This window comes from Pontibacter mucosus, from assembly GCF_003054055.1.
Classification (GTDB): domain Bacteria; phylum Bacteroidota; class Bacteroidia; order Cytophagales; family Hymenobacteraceae; genus Pontibacter; species Pontibacter mucosus.
In genome coordinates this window covers 209,712-233,292 of the sequence record NZ_QBKI01000005.1, presented here as the reverse complement: position 1 = coordinate 233,292, position 23,581 = coordinate 209,712, and the positions used below count along the sequence as shown (strand labels likewise).

Below are 23,581 nucleotides of genomic sequence, written 5' to 3'. Positions count from 1 at the left end.
TCCCCTCCTTGGCTAAGGAGGGGCAGGGGTGGTTGGACCCGGTATGGCAGAAACTCACCTGTTCTTGGTAGAAGGCAGAAAAGAAGTTTAACTTTCCCTCTCGTGGAAAATCTAAAATACGATTTATAGGCAAGTCTGTGAAGCACTGGATAAAAGGAACCTTTGCCAAGGGCACAGAACAGGATAGGGCCTTAACAAAAGAGCCACATTACTGCGGCTCTTTTTATACTTGTTATACTTTTACACAATCGTGACTTTAATACCCATTCCCTCCAAGGCCCTTACCACATAGTCAGAAACGCCTTTGTCTGTGATAATCTGGTCGATATCCTCAAAGCCACAGATTTTGCCAAAACCTCTTTTCCCGAATTTTGTGGAGTCGGCCAGGAGAATTGTTTTCTGGGATACTTTGATCATCTGCCGGTTGAGGTGCGCCTCCATCACGTTGGTGGTAGTCAGTCCAAATTCAAGGTCTATCCCATCAACTCCTAAAAACAACTTGCTGAAAGAAAAATCCTCCAGAACGCCCTCCGCATAGGGTCCGGTAACCGACGAAGAGCTTTTCCGGAGCAACCCGCCCAGTTGGATCACTTCTATGTCCGGGTGTTTTATTAGCTCCAAAGCTACGTTCAGGGCCGAGGTGATAACAGTCAGGCTTCCTTTCGGCTGAATGTTTTTGGCTAGTGCCAGTACCGTGGTGCCGGACGCTATCAGGATGGAGTCGTTGGGTTCTAAAAGCCTGGCGGCGGTGGCGCCTATACGCATCTTCTCGCTCGACTGTATCTTTTCCTTTTCGTTTACGGAGCGGTCGATGGTGTAGGGGTTGTGCAGGGTAGCACCACCATGTGTCCGAAAAAGCAACCCTTTGTCCTCCAGAAGCTTAAGGTCTTTCCGGATAGTGACCGAGGAAACGTCCATGTCGGTGCATAGGTCGGCCACGTTGACTTTGCCTTCCTGTTGCAGTCTGTCAATGATCTGCTGATGCCTTTCGGCTATACTTACCATAGTGTGCTCTTTGCTTAAACAAGGAATAAGAAGATGAAAATAACATTAAATTCGCACCGGACATAGTGAAAACCTAATAATTATCGAAGGAATAAATGAGTAGTGCAGCAGGTTATTTGCTCAGTGCTGCATCGGGTGTATAGCTCCACAGGTCGGCCCCGAGCCTGAAGTATAAAATGCCGTTCGCATCCATCGTCAACAGATCAAGGCCTTCCCGGAGGACGTTGACCTCCAGGGTCTGCGGATCAACAGCGAAGAATTTTCGGCCGCCTGTGCCGTATACTTTGCCGGAAGGATGCACTACCAGAAAAGCATCTCGCCAGAGGTGGGTGCGTTTGGCGGGCACCTCGTATACTTTGGTTTGCTTTACAAGCTGCCGAATATTGGGGTCAAAGATAAACAAGTTGCCATCGGCCATCCCCCATAGCTTATCGTCGGGCCCGTTGATCAAGGCAGTTACCGCCATAATGCCTGGTATCGGGGTAATGTCGAAAACGGTTTCTTTCTTGTCCGGATCCCAGCAGAAAAGCTTGCCCTCTTTCTCGGTTGGGGCAATGCCCAGTCCCCCGGAAATACTGGTTCCTCCCCAGATCTTGCCATCCAAGTAAGTCAGGCTAACCGGGGATTGGTTTTTTACAACATCTGTGTAAGTATGCAGTTCGTCTGTTTCGGTGTTATACTCAGTGATGGCCCCACCCAGTATACCGTAATTAGGCACCGTGCCAAAATATACTTTCTTGCGCGCATCCACGCTTAGGATGGCGAAGGGTCTGGATTGCCCCTCTATCTGCCTGATGAGCCGCGGGTTGTTTTGGCTCATGTCCCAAGGAACCTTGGTGTTATACTTATAAAGCTGCGCCGAAGGGTAAATGCCAAAGTATAAATCGTCTCCCTGTTTGGCCATGCCCTCCGATTGTATCAGGCCATAGTATTCCACTGTCTTGCCCGACTTTGGGTCATAGGCGGCATTGCCGCCGGCCAGGTAGCCGCTCAGCCATACCCTGTCGTCCGGGCCATAGAAGATGCTTTGGATGTCGATGGGCTGCTTGGGGATGTTTAGCGTGACAGTGGAAGATTTTCCTGTTGCCGGGTTATACTTCACTAACTGGCCTTCGGTGGTAAATAATTCTACTTCGCGCTTGTTCCAGCGGGCGGCTTTGGTTTTGCCCTTGAAACTAAAGAGGTGCCTGGAGGCGGCATACGCGTCTGCACGAAGCTCCGTGCTGTAAAGGCTGGTATCTACGGTATAATACGCGGTAGGCATTTGGGGGGCTTTCAGCAGCGTTCTAACCTCCATCGTGCCCAGTGTTTCCTCCAACTTGGCTGTCTTGGTGTCGAAGACCAAGGTTTCCCTGCCAACTCCTTTGTTGTTTAGCCACACCAACAGCTTGGTGCCGGTTTTTTCCTTTACCAGCTTCAGGTTGTAAATCGAACCGTTCTTTTGATAATGTTCCGGCAGGAACTCTCTTTTCTTGCCAGTTTTCAGATCAATCTCCACCACGTTGGCCCCGATGTACACGGCCACAAACAACTTATCGGTGTTCTTGTCATAGGCCAGGAACTGGGCGTACTGCTGGTTCTCCACCACCGGTCCCCGACTCACGTCCTTAAAGCCATCTTTCGGGTGATAGCGGAAAATCCGGCAGCCGGGATAGGTGCCGCCGTAAATTTCCCCGTTTTTTCCGGCCACTACATCCCAAACGAGCTTTTCTCCCTCCAGCACGATTCCCAGGTTTTCGATTTGCTGCGTGCCGGGCGTATGCTTAAATAGGTAGCCCTGGGCGCTTGATACGTAGAGCAAGCCGTCGGTGGACGCCACAATGGCCCAGGAGCCGTCGGTGTTCTCCAGTTCCAGGTCAGCAACCAACTCGTTAGTGGCTAAGTCATAACCCACCAAATGGGCAGGGCGGCCCCTGACGACACTATATAAATAGGTTTTGCCGTTTTTGCCTTCTACAAAGGCAGAGCCCTGCAGGGTGGCTGAGTGTAGTTGTGGGCCGAGGTTCTTAAAAGTGCCATTTTCCTGGGCGTGCGCTCCCCAGCTAAGAAGCAGCGTAAGCAAAGCGATGTAGAGTTTCTGAACCATGTAAGTATACTTAAGGATGATGGGTATATAGGGGAGACTTGCCATACATTGAGTTACTGCTAAATGGCTGGCGCAATTATACTTATACTATGCTTCCGGAGGTGCCTGTAATTCGGTGTTGCCTTATTCATGATGCGGAGGGAAGAAACTGCAAATGATGCTACCTCTTTTCAAAGAATAAATGGTATTCCTAATTGGGATTTACCTATATCTAATATAGCTATAAAATTTAATAGGTAGATATTCTTTTTAATTTATTTTAATAAATATTTGTTTTAATAGCTTTTTTGTTCTATTATTCATTACAAATAAGCAAAGATTTTAACTCGGCTTTGGATAATTGAATGGCAGAAGAGGAAGAAGTAAGGCAGGAATAAATGAAAAGCTTTTCGCATTAGTACCATACTTCAGAATATATTTCACCTTAGTATACATCTAATGAAAAGAACAACTGTATTCCTGCTTTTGATAAGCCTGTTCCTTTTCCTGAACCAAGCCCGGAGCCAAAGCATCAAGACTGACATCATTATCTGCGCTGAAGGAACGAATGATATCAGCAGTATCCTGGATGCGAACAAGTATGCTTACCGGGTTATCCCCAACCCATTGGAGGCTGTAAAAGCAGCCAAGAAGGGGGGGAGCGTGCTTTTTATAGCGGACGGCTATCCGGAGAAGCGCCTCTCCCTGTCAAAAGAGGTGGAGCAGTTGATTAATAAGAAGAAGCTGCGGGTTTTTGTAGAGTACCCGGCACCCTCATCAGCTCTGCTTACAGAAAAGGATTCTGTCAAAACGCAGCTCGAACGGGCTGTTGTCACTACGAGCAACATCAAAGGCGTTGATTCGCTGGATCTGATCGGCATTCACAATGCCTATGTGGTGAAGTCTATGGCAACCAAGCCGCTGATGATCGTGGCCAAGGTAGCAGGTTTCGACAACGCCCAGTACGGGATCAGTGATGTGCAGCATGCCCCCTTCCTTTACCAGCATGGCCGCTACCTGGTGGCTACCACGCGCCTGAGCAACGCCTTAACTTCCCGGTTTGGCCCCCTGGACCACGTATGGCCGGTGTGGGAGCATATCTTCAGTTACCTGTCCCCCTCCGTGAAGTGGGAATTCAACAACTGGCCCCTGCATGTGGCGCCCATGCACGCCAAAAAAGAGGCTCTCTCTTCTCAGGATTACCAAACTGTCATCAAGAAAGGAATAGATTGGTTTTACAAAGGCCGCTTTTTCGTGCATCCTTCCTGGGAGAGCCTGTTCCTGGAAAGACAGGGGGACGGCACCGACGTAGCGGGGCCGCCGCTGGACCATAGCTTGCCGGTGGGCAACGGCTCCCTGGGCGTGCTGGAAGGGCACTTGTCGCGAATTCAGGCCGATGGTTCTCAGATTTACCGGTACTGGATGCGGGCCGACTGTAATGCCGAAGTGGCCTATGCCCTGAGCGTACTGGGTGACTCATCTGCCAACCATAAAGAAGTAGCGGCTAACCTGCTGGACTATATCTTCAAAAGCTCAAACCTGCGGGCCGGTAACCGAAACGATCCGAACGCTGCCAGCTATGGTCTGGTGGGTTGGAGCACGACCCATCCGCACGTATACTATGGTGACGACAATGCCCGCGTTATTCTGGGTGCCCTGGGTGCTTCCGCCCGTTTAAATCAGAGTGACTGGGATAAGTATATCGCAGAAGCCATTATTGCTAACTTCCGCACCTCAGGTAAAAACGGTTTCCGGGGAGAGCGCCTGGAAGACGCTAATGTGCTGAAAGCTGGCCTGGAGGCCATCCAGCAGAACGACCTGGTATACCCGCACCCGCACTTTGAGGCCTGGATGTGGGCCTGCTACCTCTGGCTGTATGATAAAACAGGCCACCGCCCATTCCTGGAGCAGTCTAAGAAAGCAATTGCCATTACCATGGAAAAATACCCGAACTGGAAATGGACCAACGGCATTCAGCAGGAAAGAGCCAGGATGATCCTGCCGCTGGCCTGGCTGGTGCGGGTAGAGGATACGCCGCAGCACAGGCAGTGGCTGGACTTGATTGCCGGCACGCTGCTCGAGAACATGGATGAAAGCGGAGCCATCCGGGAAGAACTGGGTGCTGCCAGTGACGGCATGTTTGGCGCCACCAAGTCCAACGCCGACTATGGCAAGCACGAAGCGCCGCTTATTGCCGTAAACGGCGACCCCGTGGCAGACATGCTATACACCACAAATTTTGCCTTCTTCGCCCTGAATGAAGCTGCAGCTGCCACCGGGGATGCCAAGTATAAAGAGGCAGTGGATAAAATCGCCGATTTCCTTGTGCGCATTCAGGTAAACAGCACCCAGCACCAGGATTTGGATGGGGCCTGGTTCCGGGCCTTCGACTATAACCGCTGGGAATACTGGGCCTCCAACGCTGATGCCGGCTGGGGCGCCTGGGGTACGCTTACGGGCTGGACCCAAAGCTGGATTGTGAGCACCCTGGCCCTGCAGCAGCAAAAGCAAAGCCTTTGGGACATTTCCAAAAACTCCACCATTAAAACAGAGGCCCAAAAGGCAATCGATGCAATGCTCAACTCTCAGCAGGGGCAGGCAAAGCGCTAAGCCTTGCAGATTTATACTTTAGATGCGTGACCGCAGTATGCTAAAAGAGAGAATTCAGGAGCTGGCCAAGCAGATTCATCCGGAGGTGGTCGCTTTCCGGCGCCACCTTCACGCCAACCCGGAGCTGTCTTTTGAGGAGTATAACACCTCGGCTTTTGTCAAAGCGACGCTCGATAAATTGGGTGTGCCGTGGAGCGCCATGGCAAATACCGGGGTGGTCGGGCTCATCAAAGGAGAGAAGCCTTCGGATGCCGTTATCGCCTTACGGGCCGATATGGATGCTCTGCCCATTAAAGAAGCAAACGAGGTTCCATACAAATCAACCCAACCTGGCGTGATGCATGCCTGCGGGCACGATGTGCATACTTCTTCTTTGCTGGGGGTAGCTAGTATTCTGCAACAGCTCCGCTCATGTTTTGGAGGCACCGTTAAGCTGATTTTTCAGCCAGCCGAAGAAAAGATCCCGGGTGGGGCAGCCCAGATGATCAAGGAAGGGGTATTAGAGTCGCCAAAGCCCATGACCGTGATCGGGCAACATGTCATGCCCTCACTTCCTGTCGGGACAGTAGGGGTACGGCCAGGGAAATTCATGGCCTCCAATGATGAGCTGTATATCACCATTACAGGGAAAGGAGGGCATGGGGCGCAGCCGCAGCAGAACATCGATCCGGTCGTAATCGCCTCGCAGATTATTCTGAGTTTGCAGCAGATTGTGAGCAGGGTTGCCAATCCCCAGATGCCCACAGTGCTGTCTTTCGGTAAAGTCATTGCCAACGGCGCCACTAACATTATACCGGATGAAGTGTACATCGAAGGAACTTTCCGGACCATGGATGAGGCCTGGCGCAAAGAGGCCCACGAGCGGATGAAGAAGATGGCGGAAGGAATTGCTGAAAGTATGGGGGCGACCTGCGATTTCAAAATTCTGCAGGGCTATCCCTTTCTGATAAACGAAGAACAAACGACAGCAAGATTCCGAGCATTTGCAGCCGAATACCTCGGGCAGGAAAATGTAACCGAGGTTGACATCTGGATGGCCGCAGAGGATTTTTCCTACTACTCCCATCAGGCAGATGCCTGCTTTTACATGTTAGGGGTTGGAAATGAGGAGAAAGGGATAATTTCTTCCTTGCATACCCCCACTTTTGAAGTAGATGAAGCAGCCTTGGAGATTGGGGTGGGCCTCATGGCGTTTGTCGCTTTAAATTGCCTGGACATTTAGCATGCCCTCTTTGCTCTTCATCCGCAGCAGGGAGGGCACTCTAATTTTTCGCTAATCATATACTTGCCATGTCTTTATTTGCAGAAGTTATTAAAGCTTGGTGCACCGTACTTTAGGATTTATGCTTAAAAGTATAAACCAATCAGATTTGCTAAAAAAAATTAAGAAAGTATTGTATTTAAATAAATAAATTTAATATATTTAATCAATAGTAACGTATAACTGATATATACTGTCTTACTTATTGAAATAACTCCACCTTTGATGGTCTGGTAAGTTTGCTGGAGTTGCAATAAGGACTTCCTCTCAAGTAAAAAATCATTACTGGTCTGCTTCTGTGAAGTGGGTCGGTCTCAGTACATAAATTATACTTTCTCTAATCAAGTAGTTTATAGCCAGAAAAAGTCTGGCTAGGTGAAGATCGGATCCTCTGAGAAAGCATAACCTTTCGCAGCAGCCACGCGCCAATAAGAAAACCGGACGACATAAGCCCGGGCGTTGCTGCTGAAGGGTTGAAGTAGCATACTTATAAAATTATATAGCTCCCTTTTGGATTTACCTGACACGATGCGCTAGCCCTTGCTGGCACATCGCCTTGCTCACTTATGCTTTTATTTGGGCAGAGTAGCACATTAATGGTTAAACATATAAATAATAGATGTTACTTCTCCCGGGTATGAAAGCAAAGCAACTACAACAGTATAGTCATTTGTATAAAAGTAATTTACTGAATGATGTTATACCATTTTGGTTAAATAATTCCTTGGATAAAGAGTGTGGAGGTTATTTTACCTGCCTGGATAAGACCGGCAACGTATTCGACACAGATAAATTCATGTGGCTGCAGGGGCGTCAGTTATGGATGTTCTCCATGCTTTATACAAAAGTGGAGCAAAAGCAGGAATGGCTGGATGCGGCCCTGCATGGCGCTGAGTTTCTGATCCAGCACGGGCGCGACGCGGAGGGAAACTGGTACTTCTCCCTGAATCGCGAAGGGCAGCCCCTGGTACAGCCCTACAATATCTTCTCGGATTGCTTCGCCGCCCTTGGGTTTGGCGCTCTTTACAAGGCAAAGCCAGCCCAAATCTACGCAGACATCGCAGTAGCCACTTTTCAAAATATCTTAAAAAGAAGGGATAACCCCAAAGGAATTTATAATAAGGCCTTCCCCGGTACTCGTCCCCTGAAAAACTTCTCCCTGCCCATGATTCTCTGCAACCTGTCGCTGGAGATGGAGCACCTGCTAGGGAAAGAGACTGTGGACACCCTGACCAGGGAAATCATCCATGAGGTCATGGAAGTCTTCTACCACCCGGAAAGCGGCCTTATCCTGGAGAATGTGTTCCAGGATGGTAGCTTCTGCGATTCGTTTGAAGGGCGGCTGGTAAATCCGGGGCATATTCTGGAGGCGATGTGGTTTATCTCCGACCAGGCCGTGCGGTTAAACGATCAGACACTCATCGACCAAACAAAGGAGATCGCCCTGCGCGCGCTGGAATACGGCTGGGACAAAGAGCATGGCGGCATTCTATATTTCAAAGACATCAAAGGGCATCCCACACAGCAACTGGAGTGGGACCAGAAACTGTGGTGGGTGCATGCGGAGGCGCTGGTCTGCCTGTTGAAAGCCTACCTCCACACAGGAGATGAGCGCTGCTGGGAGTGGTTTGAGAAACTTCACGAGTATACCTGGAGGCATTTTCCCGATCCTGAGAACGGTGAGTGGTACGGCTACCTGAACAGGGAGGGAAAACCGCTTTTGACGCTAAAAGGCGGCAAGTGGAAAGGGTGCTTCCATGTGCCCCGCGCGCTGTACCAATGCTGGATGACCCTGGAAGCGATTTTGGAGAAAGAGACGAGTTTAACGCTACAAGAGAAATAGTATGGCCAACGTACCCGTGCAGCAAGTCGTTTTAGAGGAAGAGTCCAGAGGCGTTAAAGCGAACTATACGTCGGCCCTGGTTTCCCTGGCCGTCCTGTATTTCATGATGGGGTTCATCACCTGTCTCAACGATACGCTTGTCCCTTATTTTAAAGAAGGTTTTACCTTAACCTACACCCAATCCTCCTTAGTGCAGTTCTACTTTTTCCTGACCTATGGCGTGATGTCCATCCCGGCGGGTAGAGTTGTGGAACGCGTAGGGTATAAAAAGGGCATGGTGCTAGGCTTTTCGATAGCGGCGCTGGGAGCCACCCTTTTCTTTCCGGCTGCCGTGATGCACCAGTATTACCTGTTCCTGGCGGCGCTGTTTGTCGTGGCTATTGGGATTGTTCTGCTGCAGGTGGCGGCTAACCCCTATATTACCGTGTTAGGGCCGGCACGCACTGCCTCCTCCCGTTTTACCCTGATTCAGGGCGTGGGTTCCATTGGCACCACGGTTGCGCCGCTTTTCGGGGCAAGCTTTATACTCTCAAACCTTCAGGAGGCGGGCACCTCAAGCGATGCTGTGAAATACCCTTACCTGGGGATAGCAGCCTTATTGCTTGTCATCGCCATTTTCGTATCGCGGTTAAACCTGCCCACCATTAAGGCGGAGGCTGCTTCAGAGGTCCCTGCAAGCGAGGGGAAGGGCATTTTCGCTTTCCGTAACCTGAAGTTGGGGGTGTGGGCCATCTTTTGCTATGTGGGGGCGGAAGTATCCATCGGTACTTTTCTGACCAACTACATAGCGGATACGCTCACCATTACAGAGGGAGAAGCGAACAACTATGTCGCCTTTTACTGGGGAAGTATGCTGGTAGGGCGCCTGCTTGGTTCCTTGGTCCTGAAAACAGTCAGGCCGCAGGTGGTGCTTTCAGCCAGCGCTGTTACAGCCATACTTCTGATTATCCTTTCTGTGAGTTCCACAGGCAACCTGGCCGTGTGGTCTATGATTGCGGTCGGCTTGTGTAACTCTGTCATGTTTGCCATCATTTTCTCGCTTTCAGTAGAGGGCTTGGGGAAATATACCACTAAGGCTTCCGGTTTGCTGTCAACTGCAATTGTCGGGGGAGCCATTGTCTCATTTTCACAGGGTTTCTTGATAGACCATTACACCTGGCTCATCTCCTTTATGCTGCCGCTGGGGTGCTATCTCTACATCCTGTTTTACGGCGTGAACGGGTATCGGCGGCAGAGCCCTTAAAATACCTCTGGTGTCAGTGCCATTTAGTTAGACTTAACCTAAACCTAATAACTCACCTGCTAACAAAATCATTATGATGAGACTTATACTAACCGGAAAAAGATGGCAATACTGCTGGCTTCTTTTTCTATTTATGGCTGTGCTGCCGCCTGTTGCCTTTGGGCAAGGCCAGGCAGTAAAAGGCAAGGTCCGGGATAGCAAAGGCGTGCCGCTGCCGGGGGTAACTGTGGTGGTGAAAGGCACCGACAGGGGAACCTCCACCAATATAGACGGACAGTTCTCTTTGCCGCAGGCGAAACAAGGCGATGTGCTGGTGTTTAGCTACATCGGTTTTGCCAACAAGGAGGTCACCGTAACGGGGGCTGCGGAGCTGGACGTGGTGATGGCAGAGGCTGACAACAAGCTTAATGAAGTAGTCGTGGTAGGCTACGGCACCCAGAAGAAAGTGAACCTGACCGGTTCAGTGGCTGTGGTGGAAGGCAAGGAACTCACCAAGCGCCAGGTAGGCTCTACCTCGCTGGCCCTGCAGGGTACCGCCCCCGGGGTTAGTGTCCGGCAGCAGTCCGGTGTGCCGGGGGGAGACGGCGGCGGGATCAGCATCCGGGGCGTTGGCTCCATTAATGCGGGCTCTAATCCCCTAATCCTGGTGGACAACGTTGAAATGAGCCTCGACGCCGTGGACCCCAACAGCATCGAAAGTATATCCGTGCTCAAAGACGCTGCCGCCTCTGCCATCTATGGCTCCAGAGCAGCGAACGGGGTGATTCTCATCACCACGAAACGAGGCAGCGAGGGTGTGAAGGTAAACCTGAGCTCGTATGTGGCGGTACAGCAGCCGACTGACCTGCCGGAGAAGGTAAATGCCCTGGATCATATGAAACTATGGGATGTGGCCCAGGTAAACAGCGGGCTTCCGCCGGCCTTCACGAAACAGATCGAAGAGTATGAGCGCCTGGGACCTGACAATTTTGCCAGGTTCAACACCGATTGGAAAGACCTGGTGCTGACCAATAACGGTTTGATGCATAACCATAACATCAACGTTTCTGCTGGTACAGAGAAGATCAAGGTTTTTGCTTCAGGTGGTTACCTGGACCAGAACGGCATAACAGCTAACACAGGTTTCAAGCGGTCAGACCTACGCTTTAACACCGACGTGTCGTTAAGCAAACGTTTGACTGCATCAATGGACCTGGTGCTCAATAACTCCGAGCGTACCTGGCCAGGCAACTCCTCGCCAACGGCTATTATCCGCTATATGCTGGGCATGCCGGCCACCGCTCCGGGGCGTTTTAATACCGGTGAGTGGGGCGAAGGCTGGTCTAACTCCAACCCGGCTGCACAGGCCGAAGATGGTGGTTTTGATAAGTACATCACAAACAGCCGGATCATCAGCGGAACTCTTACCTACAGACCTATTGATGATCTGGAGTTACTGGCCAACTACAGCTCTAACCGTGCCACGAGCCGCAACCGCAGGCTGCAGGGGCAATACGATATCTACGTGCCTGACTTAGCCAACAACAAGCTGGACTTTGCCCGCCCATGGCCTAACTTCAATGCCATCTTCGATAACTTTGATGAATCGCAGCGTGACCTGGTACGCTTTCAGGGTACTTACGCCAAGGCACTAGGGAAGCACAACGTGAAATTGCTGACAGGCTTTAGCGCAGAGAGTTTTTCGGCAAGTAATATTGATGCCTTCCGGCAAAACCTGATTTCGGAGGACTTCCCATATCTGAGTGCCGGCGACGCCACCGGGCAGTCGTTGGCAGGCGGTGAATATGAGTTCAGCATGGCCTCTGTGTATAGCCGCATTAACTACGACTACGATGAAAAATACCTGCTGGAGCTGAACGGCCGTTTTGATGCTTCGTCCAGGTTTATCAAGGAGAACTGGTGGGAGCTCTTCCCATCCGTGTCCGCGGGCTGGAGAATCTCGAACGAAAGCTTCTGGGGTAACTTGGCAAACGTCGTGAACGAGGCAAAGCTGCGGGTATCTTACGGTGCTTTGGGTAACCAGAACGTAGGATCCTACTACCCGACCTATACTTCCTATGCAAAAGGTACGCCTTATGATTATTACTTCAACAATGTTGTCAACAGCGGTTATGCGCTGACGACAGCCGCCAACCCGTTCATACAGTGGGAAAGATCGATCATTCTGGATGCTGGCCTGGACCTGGCTTTCTTTAACAACCGCCTGAGTGTTACTGCCGATTATTTCAAGCGCGACATTGACAACATGCTGCAGCTGGACCTTATTCCATCCTATGTAGGCCTGAACGCCCCGTATGTAAACATCGGTAAGATGACGAATAAGGGCTGGGAGCTGAGCCTGGGCTGGAAAGACGCGGTAGGTGATTTCACCTATCAGGTAACGGGTAACGTTTCTGATGTGAAAAACGAAGTCGTGGACCTGGGTGGCCGCGAGTACATTTCGGGTTCACGCATCACGAAAGAAGGCTACGCTTATAACTCCTACTATGGCTACATCGCGGAAGGCCTGTTCCAGTCAGAGGATGAGATAGCCAGCGCGCCGTTCCATTTCGCCAACACCAAACCGGGCGATATCCGCTACCGGGATATCAACAATGACAAGAAAATCGACGCCAACGACCGCGCCGTACTGGGTAACTACTTCCCGCGCTATGAGTATAGCCTGAACCTGTCGGCCCAGTTTAAAGGCTTTGACGTAACGGCTTTCTTCCAAGGTGTGGGCAAGATGGACAACTACCTGTCCGGCACCGGTACGCAGCCGTTCTACTCGGCCAGCTTCCAGGGCAGTATCTACGAGCACCAGAAAGACTACTGGACTCCTGAAAACAGAGATGCAGCCTATCCGCGCCTGACGGCTAACAGCATCACCAACAACTACGTGACCTCCTCTTTCTGGATGCGCGAAAGCTCCTTCCTGAGATTAAAGAACGTGGTGCTTGGCTACACGATTCCTAAATCCCTGACCGATAAGATCAAGGTAGGCTCAGCCAGGTTCTATGTCAGCGGCCAGAACCTGTTTACCTGGAGCAATTATTTCCCAGGGTTCGATCCTGAGCAGCGGGATACAGGCGGTGAGTTCTACCCTATCATGACGACTTATACTACCGGATTTAACCTAAGCTTCTAAGAGAGATGAAGAATAAATTTCTATACATAGCAGGTCTGTGCGCTTCCTTAACTTTCATGAGCGGGTGTGAAAGTTTCCTGGAGAAAGAGCCACTGGACTCTCCTGCACAGGGTACTTTTCTCAATAACGAAAAGGCCGTGAACGTATCGCTAAACGCCTTGTACCGGTCTGTGAACTGGGACTTCGGCCTGGTGCCATACCAATCGGCCACCGACGCCTGGGCTGACATGGCCATTCTACGGGCCAACGACCTGGGGGAAGGCACGTTCGATACCTATAACTCGCACCCGGCCAGCTTATGGAGAAACGCCTATATCACCATCCAGCGTGCCAATACCATTCTTGATGGTATGGAGCCCCACAAGGACAAGATTCCTCCTGCTGCCTACAACCGCATGCAGGCCGAGACGAGGATCTTGCGCGCATGGGCCTACCACTACCTGGCGTTCATGTTCGGAGACGCGCCCCTGATTACTAAAACGCTGACAACCGAAGAATTTAAGACGCAGGTGCGCACGCCAAAGGCCGAGATCATCGCCTTTATTTACAAAGAGCTGGATGAGGCCGGGGCCATGCTCAATTGGGCACCTACAGAACGCGGCCGTGTCAGTCGGGCGGTGGCCATGGGTTTAAAGGCGCGTACCGCCCTCTACAACAAGGAGTACACCGTTGCCAAAGCGGCTGCCAAAGAGGTGATGGACAATACCGGCCTTCAGCTTAACCCCAAATTCCAGGACCTGTTCACGCGCAGCGGCCAAAAGCCAAATGCAGGTGGCGAGATCATGTTCGAAATACTTTACACAGACGCAGAGGTTTCTTCCAGAACAAACCTGCCGCTGGGCAATGCCGCCCGTGCTTCCGGCGGCCAATCCGGAAGGTTCCCGGCACAGCGCCTGGTGGATGCGTTTGAGGCAAAAGATGGAAAGCGTATTGATGAGTCTGCGGTATATAACCCGCAAAAGCCAAGGGAGAACAGAGACCTCCGGCTGAAGTATACGGTAGCCATGCCGGGCGACACTGTAACCATGAATCTAGTGACCTTTGTCTATGACATCTACAATAACACCACTTCTTTCCGCAACGCGGATGGTAGCTGGACGGTGAAATCTAACGCCGACTTTGATAACCCGTTCGGCCCTGCCAAGAGTGGGGTAGGGTACCTGTGGTCAAAGTATACCATGACAGATGAGAATGCCTTCCAGTCGCGGGTGAGCTTTATTCTCATGCGCTATGCCGAAATCCTGTTAACGTATGCCGAGGCCTCTATCGAGTCCAACACCATTGACGAGGCCACCATAGCCGCCATTAACCAGGTGCGGGGCAGGGCCAAACAGCCACTTGTTCCGGAGGCTATTCAAAACGACCAGAACGAGCTTCGCGAGTTGATCCGAAGAGAGCGCACGGTAGAGCTGGCAGTGGAAGGCTTCCGATGGTTTGACATCCGCCGCTGGGAAATCGCGCATCTGGTGATGCCAGGCAAAGTAGTGGGAATTTCCAAGTCCGGCACCGACCTGCCGCCGGTCCCAAACTTCAAGACCACGCCGGAGCATGACCTGAATAGTATTCCGGACTACAGCGGGCAGCTTGATCAGCGCTATACCCGCGAAACACGGTTCTGGGATCCGAAGCTCATGTTGTTGCCTGTACCGCAGGCAGAGCGAGACATAAATTCAAAACTCACGCAGAATAACGGTTGGTAGAATAGGTTGCACAGCGATCTGCCGGGCTTCGGCCCGCGCAGGTCGCCTGTGTTTTTATTTTTAGATGTACTCCATCAGGAGAATTTAAAGTCAAGACATGAAACGCAGAAACTTTATTGAGATTCTCACGGCTACAGGAGGCGCTATGGCAGCTGCCTCTTTAACTGTTTTTCCGGAGAAGGCATTGGCAGAGGTTAAAAAGGCGGTTGCGCCGAATGGCGATGAAACCCTGACGGCAGATGTGGTGGTGGCCGGTGGCGGGTTAGGTGGCTTTGCCGCCGCCATGGCTTCCCTTCGCAACAACCAGACGGTTGTACTCACGGAGGAAACAGATTGGGTAGGAGGACAGCTTACAAGCCAGGGCGTACCGCCCGATGAGCACCAGTGGATAGAATCGCATGGGGGAACGCAGTTTTACCGCGACTTCCGGAATGCCATCCGGGAATACTACAAACGCCACTACCCGCTCACGGAAGAGGCTAAAAACAAGCCTAACCTTAACCCCGGAGATGGGGCCGTATCGCGGCTGTGCCACGAGCCACGCGTAGCCGTGGCCGTGTTCAACGACATGATGGCGCCTTACATCAGCTCCGGCAAACTAGTGCTGCTGCTGGAGCATAAAATCACTGACGCCAAAGCGAGCGGCAACAAGGTAAGCGAGCTTACCGCAAAGAGCCTGCGTACTAATAAAACCATTACACTGAAGGCGCCATACTTCGTAGACGCAACTGAGTTGGGAGAACTGCTGCCGCTGACCGGAACAGAGTTCGTCACCGGTACCGAGTCCAGAAAAGAGACACGCGAGCTGCATGCCCCGGAAAAGGCAAACCCGAACAGCAACCAGGCCTTCACCGTTTGCTTTGCCATGGATTATGTGCCCGGGGAGAATCATGTGATAGAGAAGCCACGCGATTATGATTTCTGGAGCAACCACATTCCGGACCTGCAACCTGCCTGGGCTGGTAAGCTGCTGGCCCTGCACTACTCAGACCCACGCACCCTGAAGCCGAAGAACCTGGGTTTCCACCCGGAAGGGCATAAGACAGGGGATATGCTCAACCTGTGGAACTACCGCAGGATCATCAACAAAAATAATTTCAAAGAAGGTACCTACGCCGGTGACATCACCATTGTCAACTGGCCGCAGAACGACTACATGCTGGGCAACCTGATCGGGGTCTCGGAGAAAGACTTCAACAAGCACGTGGATGCCGCCAAGCAACTGAGCCTGTCGCTTTTCTACTGGCTGCAGACAGAGGCGCCCCGCCCGGATGGGGGCAAGGGCTGGCCAGGGCTGCGCCTGCGCAAGGACATCATGGGCACGGAGGATGGCATGGCAAAATACCCATACATCCGGGAGTCCAGAAGAATCAAAGCCGTTTTTACCGTGCTGGAAGAGCACGTAGGCAAAGAGAACAGGCTGAAAGTGGCTGGCAAGAAGAACGGCACCACCTCCGCATACTTTTATGACAGCGTGGGCACAGGCTATTACCACATCGACCTGCACCCCACCTCCGACAAGGTAAACTATGTGGACTTTGCCTCCCTGCCCTTCCAGATTCCGCTTGGGGCGCTGTTGCCGGTAAGGATAGAGAACCTGCTGCCAGCGAACAAAAACATCGGCACCACCCATATTACCAACGGCTGTTTCCGCCTCCATCCGGTGGAGTGGAACATCGGCGAGTCGGTGGGCATGCTCATCAAGTTTGCCCGCAGCAAAAATGTTATCCCGAGAAAAGTGAGGGAAGACAAGGCGCTGCTGGCGGAGTTCCAGGAATTTATCCGGACACAGGGAATTGAAACAGAATGGTCAAAAAATACTTCCTCCGATGAGGCATAAGGCAATTGCGGCCCTTTTTTTCGCAGCACTGGCTGGTTGCGTCAGCAGCAAAGACCAGGACGTGATCCAGAAAGAATACCCAATCGAGTCCACGCATGAGCTGGGTGCTTCTGTGCTGGGCGTGAGCGTGGTGGCCGATAGCCTGGACGTACCTTGGGACATTGCCTGGGGAGCCGATGGCAGCATCTGGATGACGGAACTGAAAGGCGTAGTGAGCAGGCTGGATTTGAGCACCGGCGAGAAACACGAGTTGCTTAAGATTGACGAGGTGTGGCACAAGCGTACAGCCGGGCTGCTGGGCATGGCCCTGCACCCGGACATGGAGCGCCACCCCTATGTGTTTGTAAACTATACCGCGCGGGAAGGCAGGGACAGCACCATCGTCTCAAAGCTTGTCCGGTATACTTACAAAGGCGATACGCTCACCAATGCCAAGACCCTACTACAGATAGAAGGCAACACCGGCCACAACGGAGCCCGTGTGGCATTTACAAAAGACGGCAAGGTGCTCTGGGCCACCGGCGATGCTGTGAAAAGCGGTTATGCGCAGGACTCTACTGCTTTAAATGGCAAGATCCTGCGGATAAACATTGACGGCTCCGTGCCAGCTGATAACCCGATCAAGGGAAGCTACGTCTTGGCGTGGGGCTTTCGGAACATGCAGGGCCTGGCCGTTTCCTCTAGTGGGCAAATTTATACTTCCGAGCATGGCGACGCGATTGAAGATGAGATCAACCTGGTGAAGCCCTTGCAGAACTATGGCTGGCCCGAGATAGAAGGCTTCCATGACAAGGACGAAGAAAAGGCCATTGCGGCAAAGTATAAGCGAACAGAACCCTTAAAATCGTGGACCCCGACCATCGCGCCAGCCGGCATTGCGATGTACGAATCTGATGCCATTCCGGAGTGGAAGAACGCTATTCTGCTCGGCACCCTGAAAGGCAAAAGCCTGCGGGTACTGAGGCTGAACGCAGCCGGAACAGCCATTACCTCTGAGGAAGTTTTCTGGGAGAACGAATACGGAAGGCTTCGGGATATCTGCGTTTCGCCAACGGGTGATATTTATATAGCCACCAGCAACCGCGACTGGAACCCCTCTCCGGGCTTCCCCAAAGAAAACGATGACCGGATACTGCTCATCCGAAAGGTTAAAGCCTCAGAGGTACCGCCGCAGCTGCTTGCCGCTAACGCAAAGGGCGGGGGAACCGTGACCCCAGAGGTGACGGGAGCGACCTTGTACAGCCAGTACTGCTCCTCCTGCCATAAAGACGATGGAGCAGGTGTGGCCGGTACATTCCCGCCGTTGCAGGGAGCAGAGCAGGTAATCGGAGACAAGGCCGCCTTGATGAATATTGTGGTTAATGGTCTGTCTGGCCCCATTGTGGTGAAGGGGAATAAGTATGACCAGGCTATGCCTGCCTTCAGTTTCCTGAAAGACGAAGAGCTGGCCAACATCCTGACCTATATCCGGAGCAGTTGGGGCAATAATGCCTCTGCAGTAAGTATAGACGACGTGAAAACTTATAGAAAGAAGCAATGACCGCTCCCGTTACAGAACAGAAACCCGTACGTGGCAGCACCTTACAAAGGTGGCTGCTCTCCCTTGGCCCTGGTATTATCACCGCAGCGCTGGTGTTTGGTCCTAGTAAAATGACCATTACCTCCAAGATGGGGGCAGACTATGGCTACTCCCTGCTTTGGGTAGTGGCCGTGGCGATCTTTTTTATGGTGATTTTCGCTGGCATGGGAGCCAGAATTGGGGCAGTTAATAAAGGCTCTTTGTTGAGCCTGATCCGGCAGCAGTGGGGTAGCAAGGTGGCCATTGCCATAGGTATAGGCGTGTTTTTGGTGACCACCTCCTTCCAGGCAGGAAACTCTATTGGCGTAGGCATTGCCATTGCGGAAGGAACAGCTACCAGCCCGGTTTTGTGGGTAGTGGTCTTTAATATGCTCGGCATCGGACTTCTGTTTTTCCGGTCCTTTTATAAAATGCTGGAAAAGCTCATGATTTTTCTGGTGGCCCTGATGCTGTTCTCCTTCGTCACGACGCTATTCATGGCGGATCCCGATGCGGTAGGCGTGGCCCATGGTTTTATACCGGCGGTACCCACTGGATCAGCCGGGCTGATTATTGCCTTTACGGCTTCCTGCTTTTCCATCGTGGGCGCCTTCTATCAATCTTACCTGGTGCAGGAGCGCGCCAAGCTTCGTAAATCAACTGCAAACGACAACTTAGCCGGCGGCAGTACCACCGGGATCCTTATCTTGGGTGTGATGAGCGCGGTGGTGCTCATTTGTGCCGCTGCTGTACTACACCCACAGGGTATAAAAGTCGACAGCGCCTCACAAATGGCCAAGGCACTGGAACCTCTGTTTGGCAGCAACGCCTCTGCTTTATTTCTGGCCGGTTTGTTTGGCGCTTCCTTTTCCTCGCTGGTAGGCAATGCCACTGTCGGAGGTTCCTTATTGGGAGACGCTTTAGGGTATGGCAGCAACCTGAACTCCAGGCAGGTGAAGCTTTTTATTGCCCTGGTCATGGTGGCAGGGGCCACCATAGCGATCCTATTCGGCAAGTTGCCCCTGGAGCTGATCGTGTTTGCCCAGAGCGTGACCATCTTTCTGGTGCCCTTTATTGGAGTGGCGATGTATGTGATCGCAAACAAAGCCTCCGTGATGGGAGCACACAGGAATAGTTTAGCCACTAAGATTTTCGGGGGCGTGGGCTTGCTGCTCCTCATCGGCCTTGCCGTAAGCAACGCCATAGACATGTTGAAATAGTGCCCTGTGCGGCAGAGTATACTTAAGCAGATACGAATGAAAGACTTAGAGAAATTAGAGTATGAGTTGTTGAGCCCTTCCGACAGGCTGTTGCAGGATATGGCCAAGATCAAAGGAGATATCATACTTCTGGGCATTGGCGGGAAGATGGGACCAAGTATGGGCAAGCTGGCCCGGCGTGCGGTGGAGGAAGCAGGCTTGAACAAACGCATCATTGGTGTTTCCAGGTTTTCGGATGGGAGCCTGCGGGATGAGTTGGAGAGCCATGGCATCGAAACGATTGCAGCTGATCTACTCCATGAAGAGGAACTAAGGAAGTTACCGGAGGTGGAGAACGTGCTGTACCTAGCGGGAAACAAGTTTGGGACTACCGGCAAGGAAGCCTTTACCTGGGCCATGAACGCTTACCTGCCTGGCCGCGTGGCCGAAAAGTATAGAGACTCTAACATTGTGGCTTTTTCAACTGGTAACGTGTACCCCTTTGTCCCAGTAACCTCAGGCGGTTTGTCAGAGGAATCTGCCGCTTCTCCGGTAGGGGAGTACGGCCAGTCCTGCCTCGGCAGAGAACGTATCTTCGAGTACTTCTCGCAAAAGAACAACACACCCACCCTCATTTACCGCCTCAATTATGCTGTTGACTTCCGTTATGGCGTGCTACTGGAGATAGCCAGGGCCGTGTATGAGGGCCGGGAAATAGACCTTAGAACAGGTAACGTGAACGTGATCTGGCAAGGCGACGCCAATGAGATCGCGCTGCGCTCGCTCTTGCACTGCCAGGCCCCGGCCAAAATCCTCAACGTGACAGGGCCTGAGACGCTGTCGGTAAAATGGGTGGCCGAGCAGTTCGGCCAATTATTTGACAAAGAGCCAAAGTTCGTTCATGAAGTGCAACCAACCGCCTTGCTGAGCAATGCCTCGGAGGCGCATAAACTGTTCGGCTACCCGCGGGTGACTATCCGCGAAATCATCGATATCACTGCCTTATGGTTAACAGAGGGTGGCTCTACTTTTGGCAAGGCCACACATTTTCAGGAAAGAGAAGGAAAATTCTAATGGCACAGATACTAGACACAACACTTAAAGCATTGTTGCACGAGGGCACCGTCATTCCGGCGCACCCGCTGGCCCTTAACGCTGACCGGAAACTGGATGAGCGCATGCAGCGCCAGCTGACCCGCTATTATATGGCTAGTGGTGCCGGTGGCGTGGCAGTAGGCGTGCACTCTACACAGTTCGAGATACGTGACCCCAAGATCAACCTGTATGAAACCGTACTTAGGCTGGCCGCCGAAGAGGTGGAGAAAGCAAAGCTCGACCGCCCGTTCATTAAAGTGGCAGGTATTTGCGGCCCGACGGCACAGGCCATCCAAGAGGCTGAAGTCGCCTTAAAATATGGCTATGACATTGGCTTGCTAAGTATGGGTGGTTTGCAGGGTTGGTCGGAAGAGCAGATACTGGAGCGTGTGCGGGAAGTAGCCCGCATCATGCCCGTGTTTGGTTTTTACCTGCAACCGTCGGTGGGTGGCCGCATTTTTAGCTACGACTTCTGGTATCAATTTGCTGAGATCGACAACATCGTGGCCATCAAGGTCGCTTCTTTCAACCGCTACCAAACCCTGGATGTGATGCGGGCCGTTTGCCACTCCTCCCGAAGAGACGAAATTGCCATGTATACCGGCAACGACGACAACATCATCCCGGACCTGATGACGACCTACCGTTTTACCATCGATGGGCAAAGGGTGGAAAAAGAGTTTGTAGGCGGCCTGCTGGGACACTGGGCCGTCTGGACGCGCAAGGCAGTGGAACTGCTGGAGGAAATCAAGGCCTACCGTAAGGATAGAACAGCAGAAGCTGCGGATGCACTCTTAACCAAAGGCATCGAGGTGACCGATGTGAATGCGGCCATGTTCGACCCGGCGCATGCTTTCCATGGCTGCATTCCGGGCATACATGAAATATTGCGAAGGCAAGGATTGCTGGAGGGGCGCTGGTGCCTCAATCCAAACGAAGAACTCTCCGAAGGCCAAATGGAGGAGATCGAGAGGGTATATGCCGCTTATCCTCACCTGCACGATGACGAATTTGTAAAAGCCTTTCTGAAAAAGGAAAACATCCTGGTATGATGCGTACGTTATCCTTTGCTGTGCTGCTCTGGCTGGGGATGGCTTGCCTTTCCCCCGGCTGGGCGCAGATCCCCTCCGGTAAGTTCACAAATCTTGGGCCGCAAGTGTACGCCTCGCTTATCCAAGGGAGCGTTTTTGCCGATGATGCGGCCGGAAAGAGCTATGTCTATACCGTGGTGAGAGGCCGCCCGGCCCATTTTATCGGTTACAGCCTGGACCCGCTCAAGCTAGTGGTGGACGCCCCGCTTGCTGACACGGATGGCTCCTGGGATGTAGAGGTATCAACGGACGGCACCGTGTACATCGCGGCTGCTAACGGCGTGCTGTTCAAGCATGTGCCAGGCACTGACGCGGTCACGAGCCTGGGCACGGTATTACCCGGCGAAAAAGTGATCTGGGACCTGGCAGCAGGCAAGGATGGGGAAATTTTCGGTGGTACCTACCCGGGTTGCCGGGTATTCCGCTACCACCCCCAAGACGGCTTCAGCGATGTGGGCCGCGGCCCCTTGGTGGAGGAGGAGAACTATGTGCGGAGCGTGACCTACCACCAAGCAACAGGCAAAGTATACGCAGGCATTGCCTCGCACTCGGCGATGGTGGAACTGGACCCGAAAACGGGCGAGAAAAAACAGCTCCTTCCCGACCATGACAGAGATCAGGAGGCGATTTACCATATCAACTTAGTGCATGGCCTGAAAGGGGGCGACAGGGTGTTTGGTTGGCTAACCGGACAGACTGAGCGGGTTACCACCATCTATAACCTGAAGACAAAAAAGTTTGAGGAGTACATGCCGACTATGGATGTGAAATCCCTCATCAAAGTTTCAAAGGGCTCTAAAGTATACTACACGGCAGGCAAAAAGCTCTACGAAATAGACTATGCAACCAAAGCGCCGGAGTCGAAAGAACTGGCCAGTACCGAAGGGGAAACGAAGACGATCCGCTGGGGCAAAAACGGCTTGTTATACTTGCTGACAAGCAGCAAGCACATCCATACTTATAATCCCAAAACCGGCAAGCTTACGACTGAGAAAGTAGACATTCCAGGGCAGCCGATTGATATTCAATCTATCGGCGTTGGGCCGGACGGGCTGATCTGGTCGGGCGGGTACCTGGCTGGTGGGCATGCCACTTATAACCCGGCTACCGGAGAGAACAGGCAACTGCCGGGCTTAGACCAGACAGAGGGGCTGGCCAACCTGGGCTCTGAAATATACTTTGGGATTTATGCCAAGGCGCGGCTGTATGCCCATGACACCAAAAAGCCTTGGGACATGAAGCAAAACAACCCCAGACTGCTGGGGCAGATCAAGGGGCAGGATCGTCCGTTTGCTGTGCTGGGCCTGGAGAAGTTGAACAAGGTGCTTTTCGGCACCGTGCCAGGGTATGGGCAATTGGGCGGCGCCCTGGTGGAGTACGACGTGGCCACCGACAAGCTGGAAGTTCTGACCAACCTGATACCGGATCAGTCGATTGTAAGCCTGATTGAAGCAGGAGACATTGTGGTTGGAGGAACCTCCATTTTCGGAGGGCTTGGCGGGAAACCAACCCAAGCCGAGAGCAAGGTCTTTGGGTGGGATCCTGTGCGGAGGCAGAAAACATTTGAGATAGTGCCGGTGCCCGGCGCGATGGCCATCACCGGTTTGATGAAGGGACCGGATGGCAACATCTGGGGCTTTGCCGATGGAGACTTATTTATACTTGATGTGCCTAACCGTAGCGTCATCTCCACGCACAGGCTGTTTGAGATTCATACCCGACCTAGCCACATCTGGCGTAGTGCCTTCATGATACTGCACCCTTCGGGGGCAGTATATGCCGCTGTCAATGGCAAATTCTTAAAGATTGACCCCAACACCAAGCAGATGACGCAGCTGGATGAAAATGTAGGTATGCCGGTCATGGACAATCAGGGGAAATTATACTTTAAAAGAGGGATGGACCTGTGGCTGTACGAGCCGGAAGCCCCCGTGGAGTAAGTAT

At 52.3% G+C, this 23,581-nt stretch carries 14 protein-coding genes; 12 read left to right on the top strand and 2 right to left on the bottom strand.

The window, feature by feature from the left end; translation table 11 throughout:
* Nucleotides 1-240: 240 nt before the first annotated feature.
* Entirely contained in the window at nucleotides 241-1,005 is a 765-nt protein-coding gene (gene agaR / locus C8N40_RS11630) for a transcriptional repressor AgaR (protein WP_108211934.1), read from the bottom strand.
* A gap of 112 nt (nucleotides 1,006-1,117) precedes the next feature.
* A complete protein-coding gene (locus C8N40_RS11625; RefSeq protein ID WP_146173558.1) occupies nucleotides 1,118-3,091 on the bottom strand; it encodes a ligand-binding sensor domain-containing protein in 1,974 nt (657 codons plus the stop codon).
* 438 nt (nucleotides 3,092-3,529) lie between these two features.
* Here C8N40_RS11625 and C8N40_RS11620 point away from each other — a divergent pair, with 438 nt between their 5' ends.
* The 12 genes from C8N40_RS11620 to C8N40_RS11565 all read left to right on the top strand — a co-directional run bounded on the left by C8N40_RS11620 (nucleotide 3,530) and on the right by C8N40_RS11565 (nucleotide 23,577).
* On the top strand, nucleotides 3,530-5,680 hold the full coding sequence (locus C8N40_RS11620; protein WP_108211932.1) for a hypothetical protein: 2,151 nt from the start codon (nucleotides 3,530-3,532) through the stop codon (nucleotides 5,678-5,680).
* Between the two features lie 37 nt (nucleotides 5,681-5,717).
* Entirely contained in the window at nucleotides 5,718-6,902 is a 1,185-nt protein-coding gene (locus tag C8N40_RS11615) for a M20 metallopeptidase family protein (RefSeq protein ID WP_108211931.1), read from the top strand.
* A 676-nt stretch (nucleotides 6,903-7,578) separates the two neighbouring features.
* Nucleotides 7,579-8,784 (top strand): n-acyl-d-glucosamine 2-epimerase, encoded by a 1,206-nt coding sequence (locus C8N40_RS11610; RefSeq protein WP_108211930.1) that lies wholly within the window; start codon nucleotides 7,579-7,581, stop codon nucleotides 8,782-8,784.
* A 1-nt stretch (nucleotide 8,785) separates the two neighbouring features.
* The gene (locus C8N40_RS11605) at nucleotides 8,786-10,027 is read left to right on the top strand and encodes a sugar MFS transporter (RefSeq protein ID WP_108211929.1); all 1,242 of its coding nucleotides are present in this window, start codon (nucleotides 8,786-8,788) and stop codon (nucleotides 10,025-10,027) included.
* A 73-nt stretch (nucleotides 10,028-10,100) separates the two neighbouring features.
* On the top strand, nucleotides 10,101-13,154 hold the full coding sequence (locus tag C8N40_RS11600) for a SusC/RagA family TonB-linked outer membrane protein (protein WP_108211928.1): 3,054 nt from the start codon (nucleotides 10,101-10,103) through the stop codon (nucleotides 13,152-13,154).
* A gap of 56 nt (nucleotides 13,155-13,210) precedes the next feature.
* Nucleotides 13,211-14,854 carry a RagB/SusD family nutrient uptake outer membrane protein gene (locus C8N40_RS11595; RefSeq protein WP_170114082.1) on the top strand — a complete coding sequence of 548 codons (1,644 nt, stop codon included), beginning with the start codon at nucleotides 13,211-13,213 and terminating at the stop codon, nucleotides 14,852-14,854.
* Between the two features lie 97 nt (nucleotides 14,855-14,951).
* A complete protein-coding gene (locus C8N40_RS11590; RefSeq protein WP_108211926.1) occupies nucleotides 14,952-16,694 on the top strand; it encodes an FAD-dependent oxidoreductase in 1,743 nt (580 codons plus the stop codon).
* Complete coding sequence (locus C8N40_RS11585; RefSeq protein ID WP_108211925.1) at nucleotides 16,684-18,234, top strand: PQQ-dependent sugar dehydrogenase; 1,551 nt, start codon at nucleotides 16,684-16,686, stop codon at nucleotides 18,232-18,234. The genes C8N40_RS11590 and C8N40_RS11585 overlap by 11 nt, the downstream gene beginning before the upstream one ends.
* Complete coding sequence (locus tag C8N40_RS11580) at nucleotides 18,231-19,472, top strand: NRAMP family divalent metal transporter (protein ID WP_108211924.1); 1,242 nt, start codon at nucleotides 18,231-18,233, stop codon at nucleotides 19,470-19,472. Before C8N40_RS11585 ends, C8N40_RS11580 begins: the two co-directional genes overlap by 4 nt.
* A gap of 36 nt (nucleotides 19,473-19,508) precedes the next feature.
* A complete protein-coding gene (locus C8N40_RS11575; RefSeq protein WP_108211923.1) occupies nucleotides 19,509-20,525 on the top strand; it encodes a Rossmann-fold NAD(P)-binding domain-containing protein in 1,017 nt (338 codons plus the stop codon).
* Nucleotides 20,525-21,598 (top strand): dihydrodipicolinate synthase family protein, encoded by a 1,074-nt coding sequence (locus C8N40_RS11570; RefSeq protein ID WP_108211922.1) that lies wholly within the window; start codon nucleotides 20,525-20,527, stop codon nucleotides 21,596-21,598. The genes C8N40_RS11575 and C8N40_RS11570 overlap by 1 nt, the downstream gene beginning before the upstream one ends.
* Nucleotides 21,595-23,577, top strand: coding sequence for a ligand-binding sensor domain-containing protein (locus C8N40_RS11565; protein WP_108211921.1), 1,983 nt, complete (start codon nucleotides 21,595-21,597; stop codon nucleotides 23,575-23,577). The genes C8N40_RS11570 and C8N40_RS11565 overlap by 4 nt, the downstream gene beginning before the upstream one ends.
* Nucleotides 23,578-23,581 lie beyond the last annotated feature (4 nt).

Excerpts from the sequence above, each read along its gene's own strand:
- agaR (WP_108211934.1), bottom strand. The coding sequence starts at position 1,005 with ATGGTAAGTATAGCCGAAAGGCATCAGCAGATCATTGACAGACTGCAA.
- C8N40_RS11625 (WP_146173558.1), bottom strand. The coding sequence starts at position 3,091 with ATGGTTCAGAAACTCTACATCGCTTTGCTTACGCTGCTTCTTAGCTGG.
- C8N40_RS11620 (WP_108211932.1), top strand. The coding sequence starts at position 3,530 with ATGAAAAGAACAACTGTATTCCTGCTTTTGATAAGCCTGTTCCTTTTC.
- C8N40_RS11615 (WP_108211931.1), top strand. The coding sequence starts at position 5,718 with ATGCTAAAAGAGAGAATTCAGGAGCTGGCCAAGCAGATTCATCCGGAG.
- C8N40_RS11610 (WP_108211930.1), top strand. The coding sequence starts at position 7,579 with ATGAAAGCAAAGCAACTACAACAGTATAGTCATTTGTATAAAAGTAAT.
- C8N40_RS11605 (WP_108211929.1), top strand. The coding sequence starts at position 8,786 with ATGGCCAACGTACCCGTGCAGCAAGTCGTTTTAGAGGAAGAGTCCAGA.
- C8N40_RS11600 (WP_108211928.1), top strand. The coding sequence starts at position 10,101 with ATGATGAGACTTATACTAACCGGAAAAAGATGGCAATACTGCTGGCTT.
- C8N40_RS11595 (WP_170114082.1), top strand. The coding sequence starts at position 13,211 with ATGAGCGGGTGTGAAAGTTTCCTGGAGAAAGAGCCACTGGACTCTCCT.
- C8N40_RS11590 (WP_108211926.1), top strand. The coding sequence starts at position 14,952 with ATGAAACGCAGAAACTTTATTGAGATTCTCACGGCTACAGGAGGCGCT.
- C8N40_RS11585 (WP_108211925.1), top strand. The coding sequence starts at position 16,684 with ATGAGGCATAAGGCAATTGCGGCCCTTTTTTTCGCAGCACTGGCTGGT.
- C8N40_RS11580 (WP_108211924.1), top strand. The coding sequence starts at position 18,231 with ATGACCGCTCCCGTTACAGAACAGAAACCCGTACGTGGCAGCACCTTA.
- C8N40_RS11575 (WP_108211923.1), top strand. The coding sequence starts at position 19,509 with ATGAAAGACTTAGAGAAATTAGAGTATGAGTTGTTGAGCCCTTCCGAC.
- C8N40_RS11570 (WP_108211922.1), top strand. The coding sequence starts at position 20,525 with ATGGCACAGATACTAGACACAACACTTAAAGCATTGTTGCACGAGGGC.
- C8N40_RS11565 (WP_108211921.1), top strand. The coding sequence starts at position 21,595 with ATGATGCGTACGTTATCCTTTGCTGTGCTGCTCTGGCTGGGGATGGCT.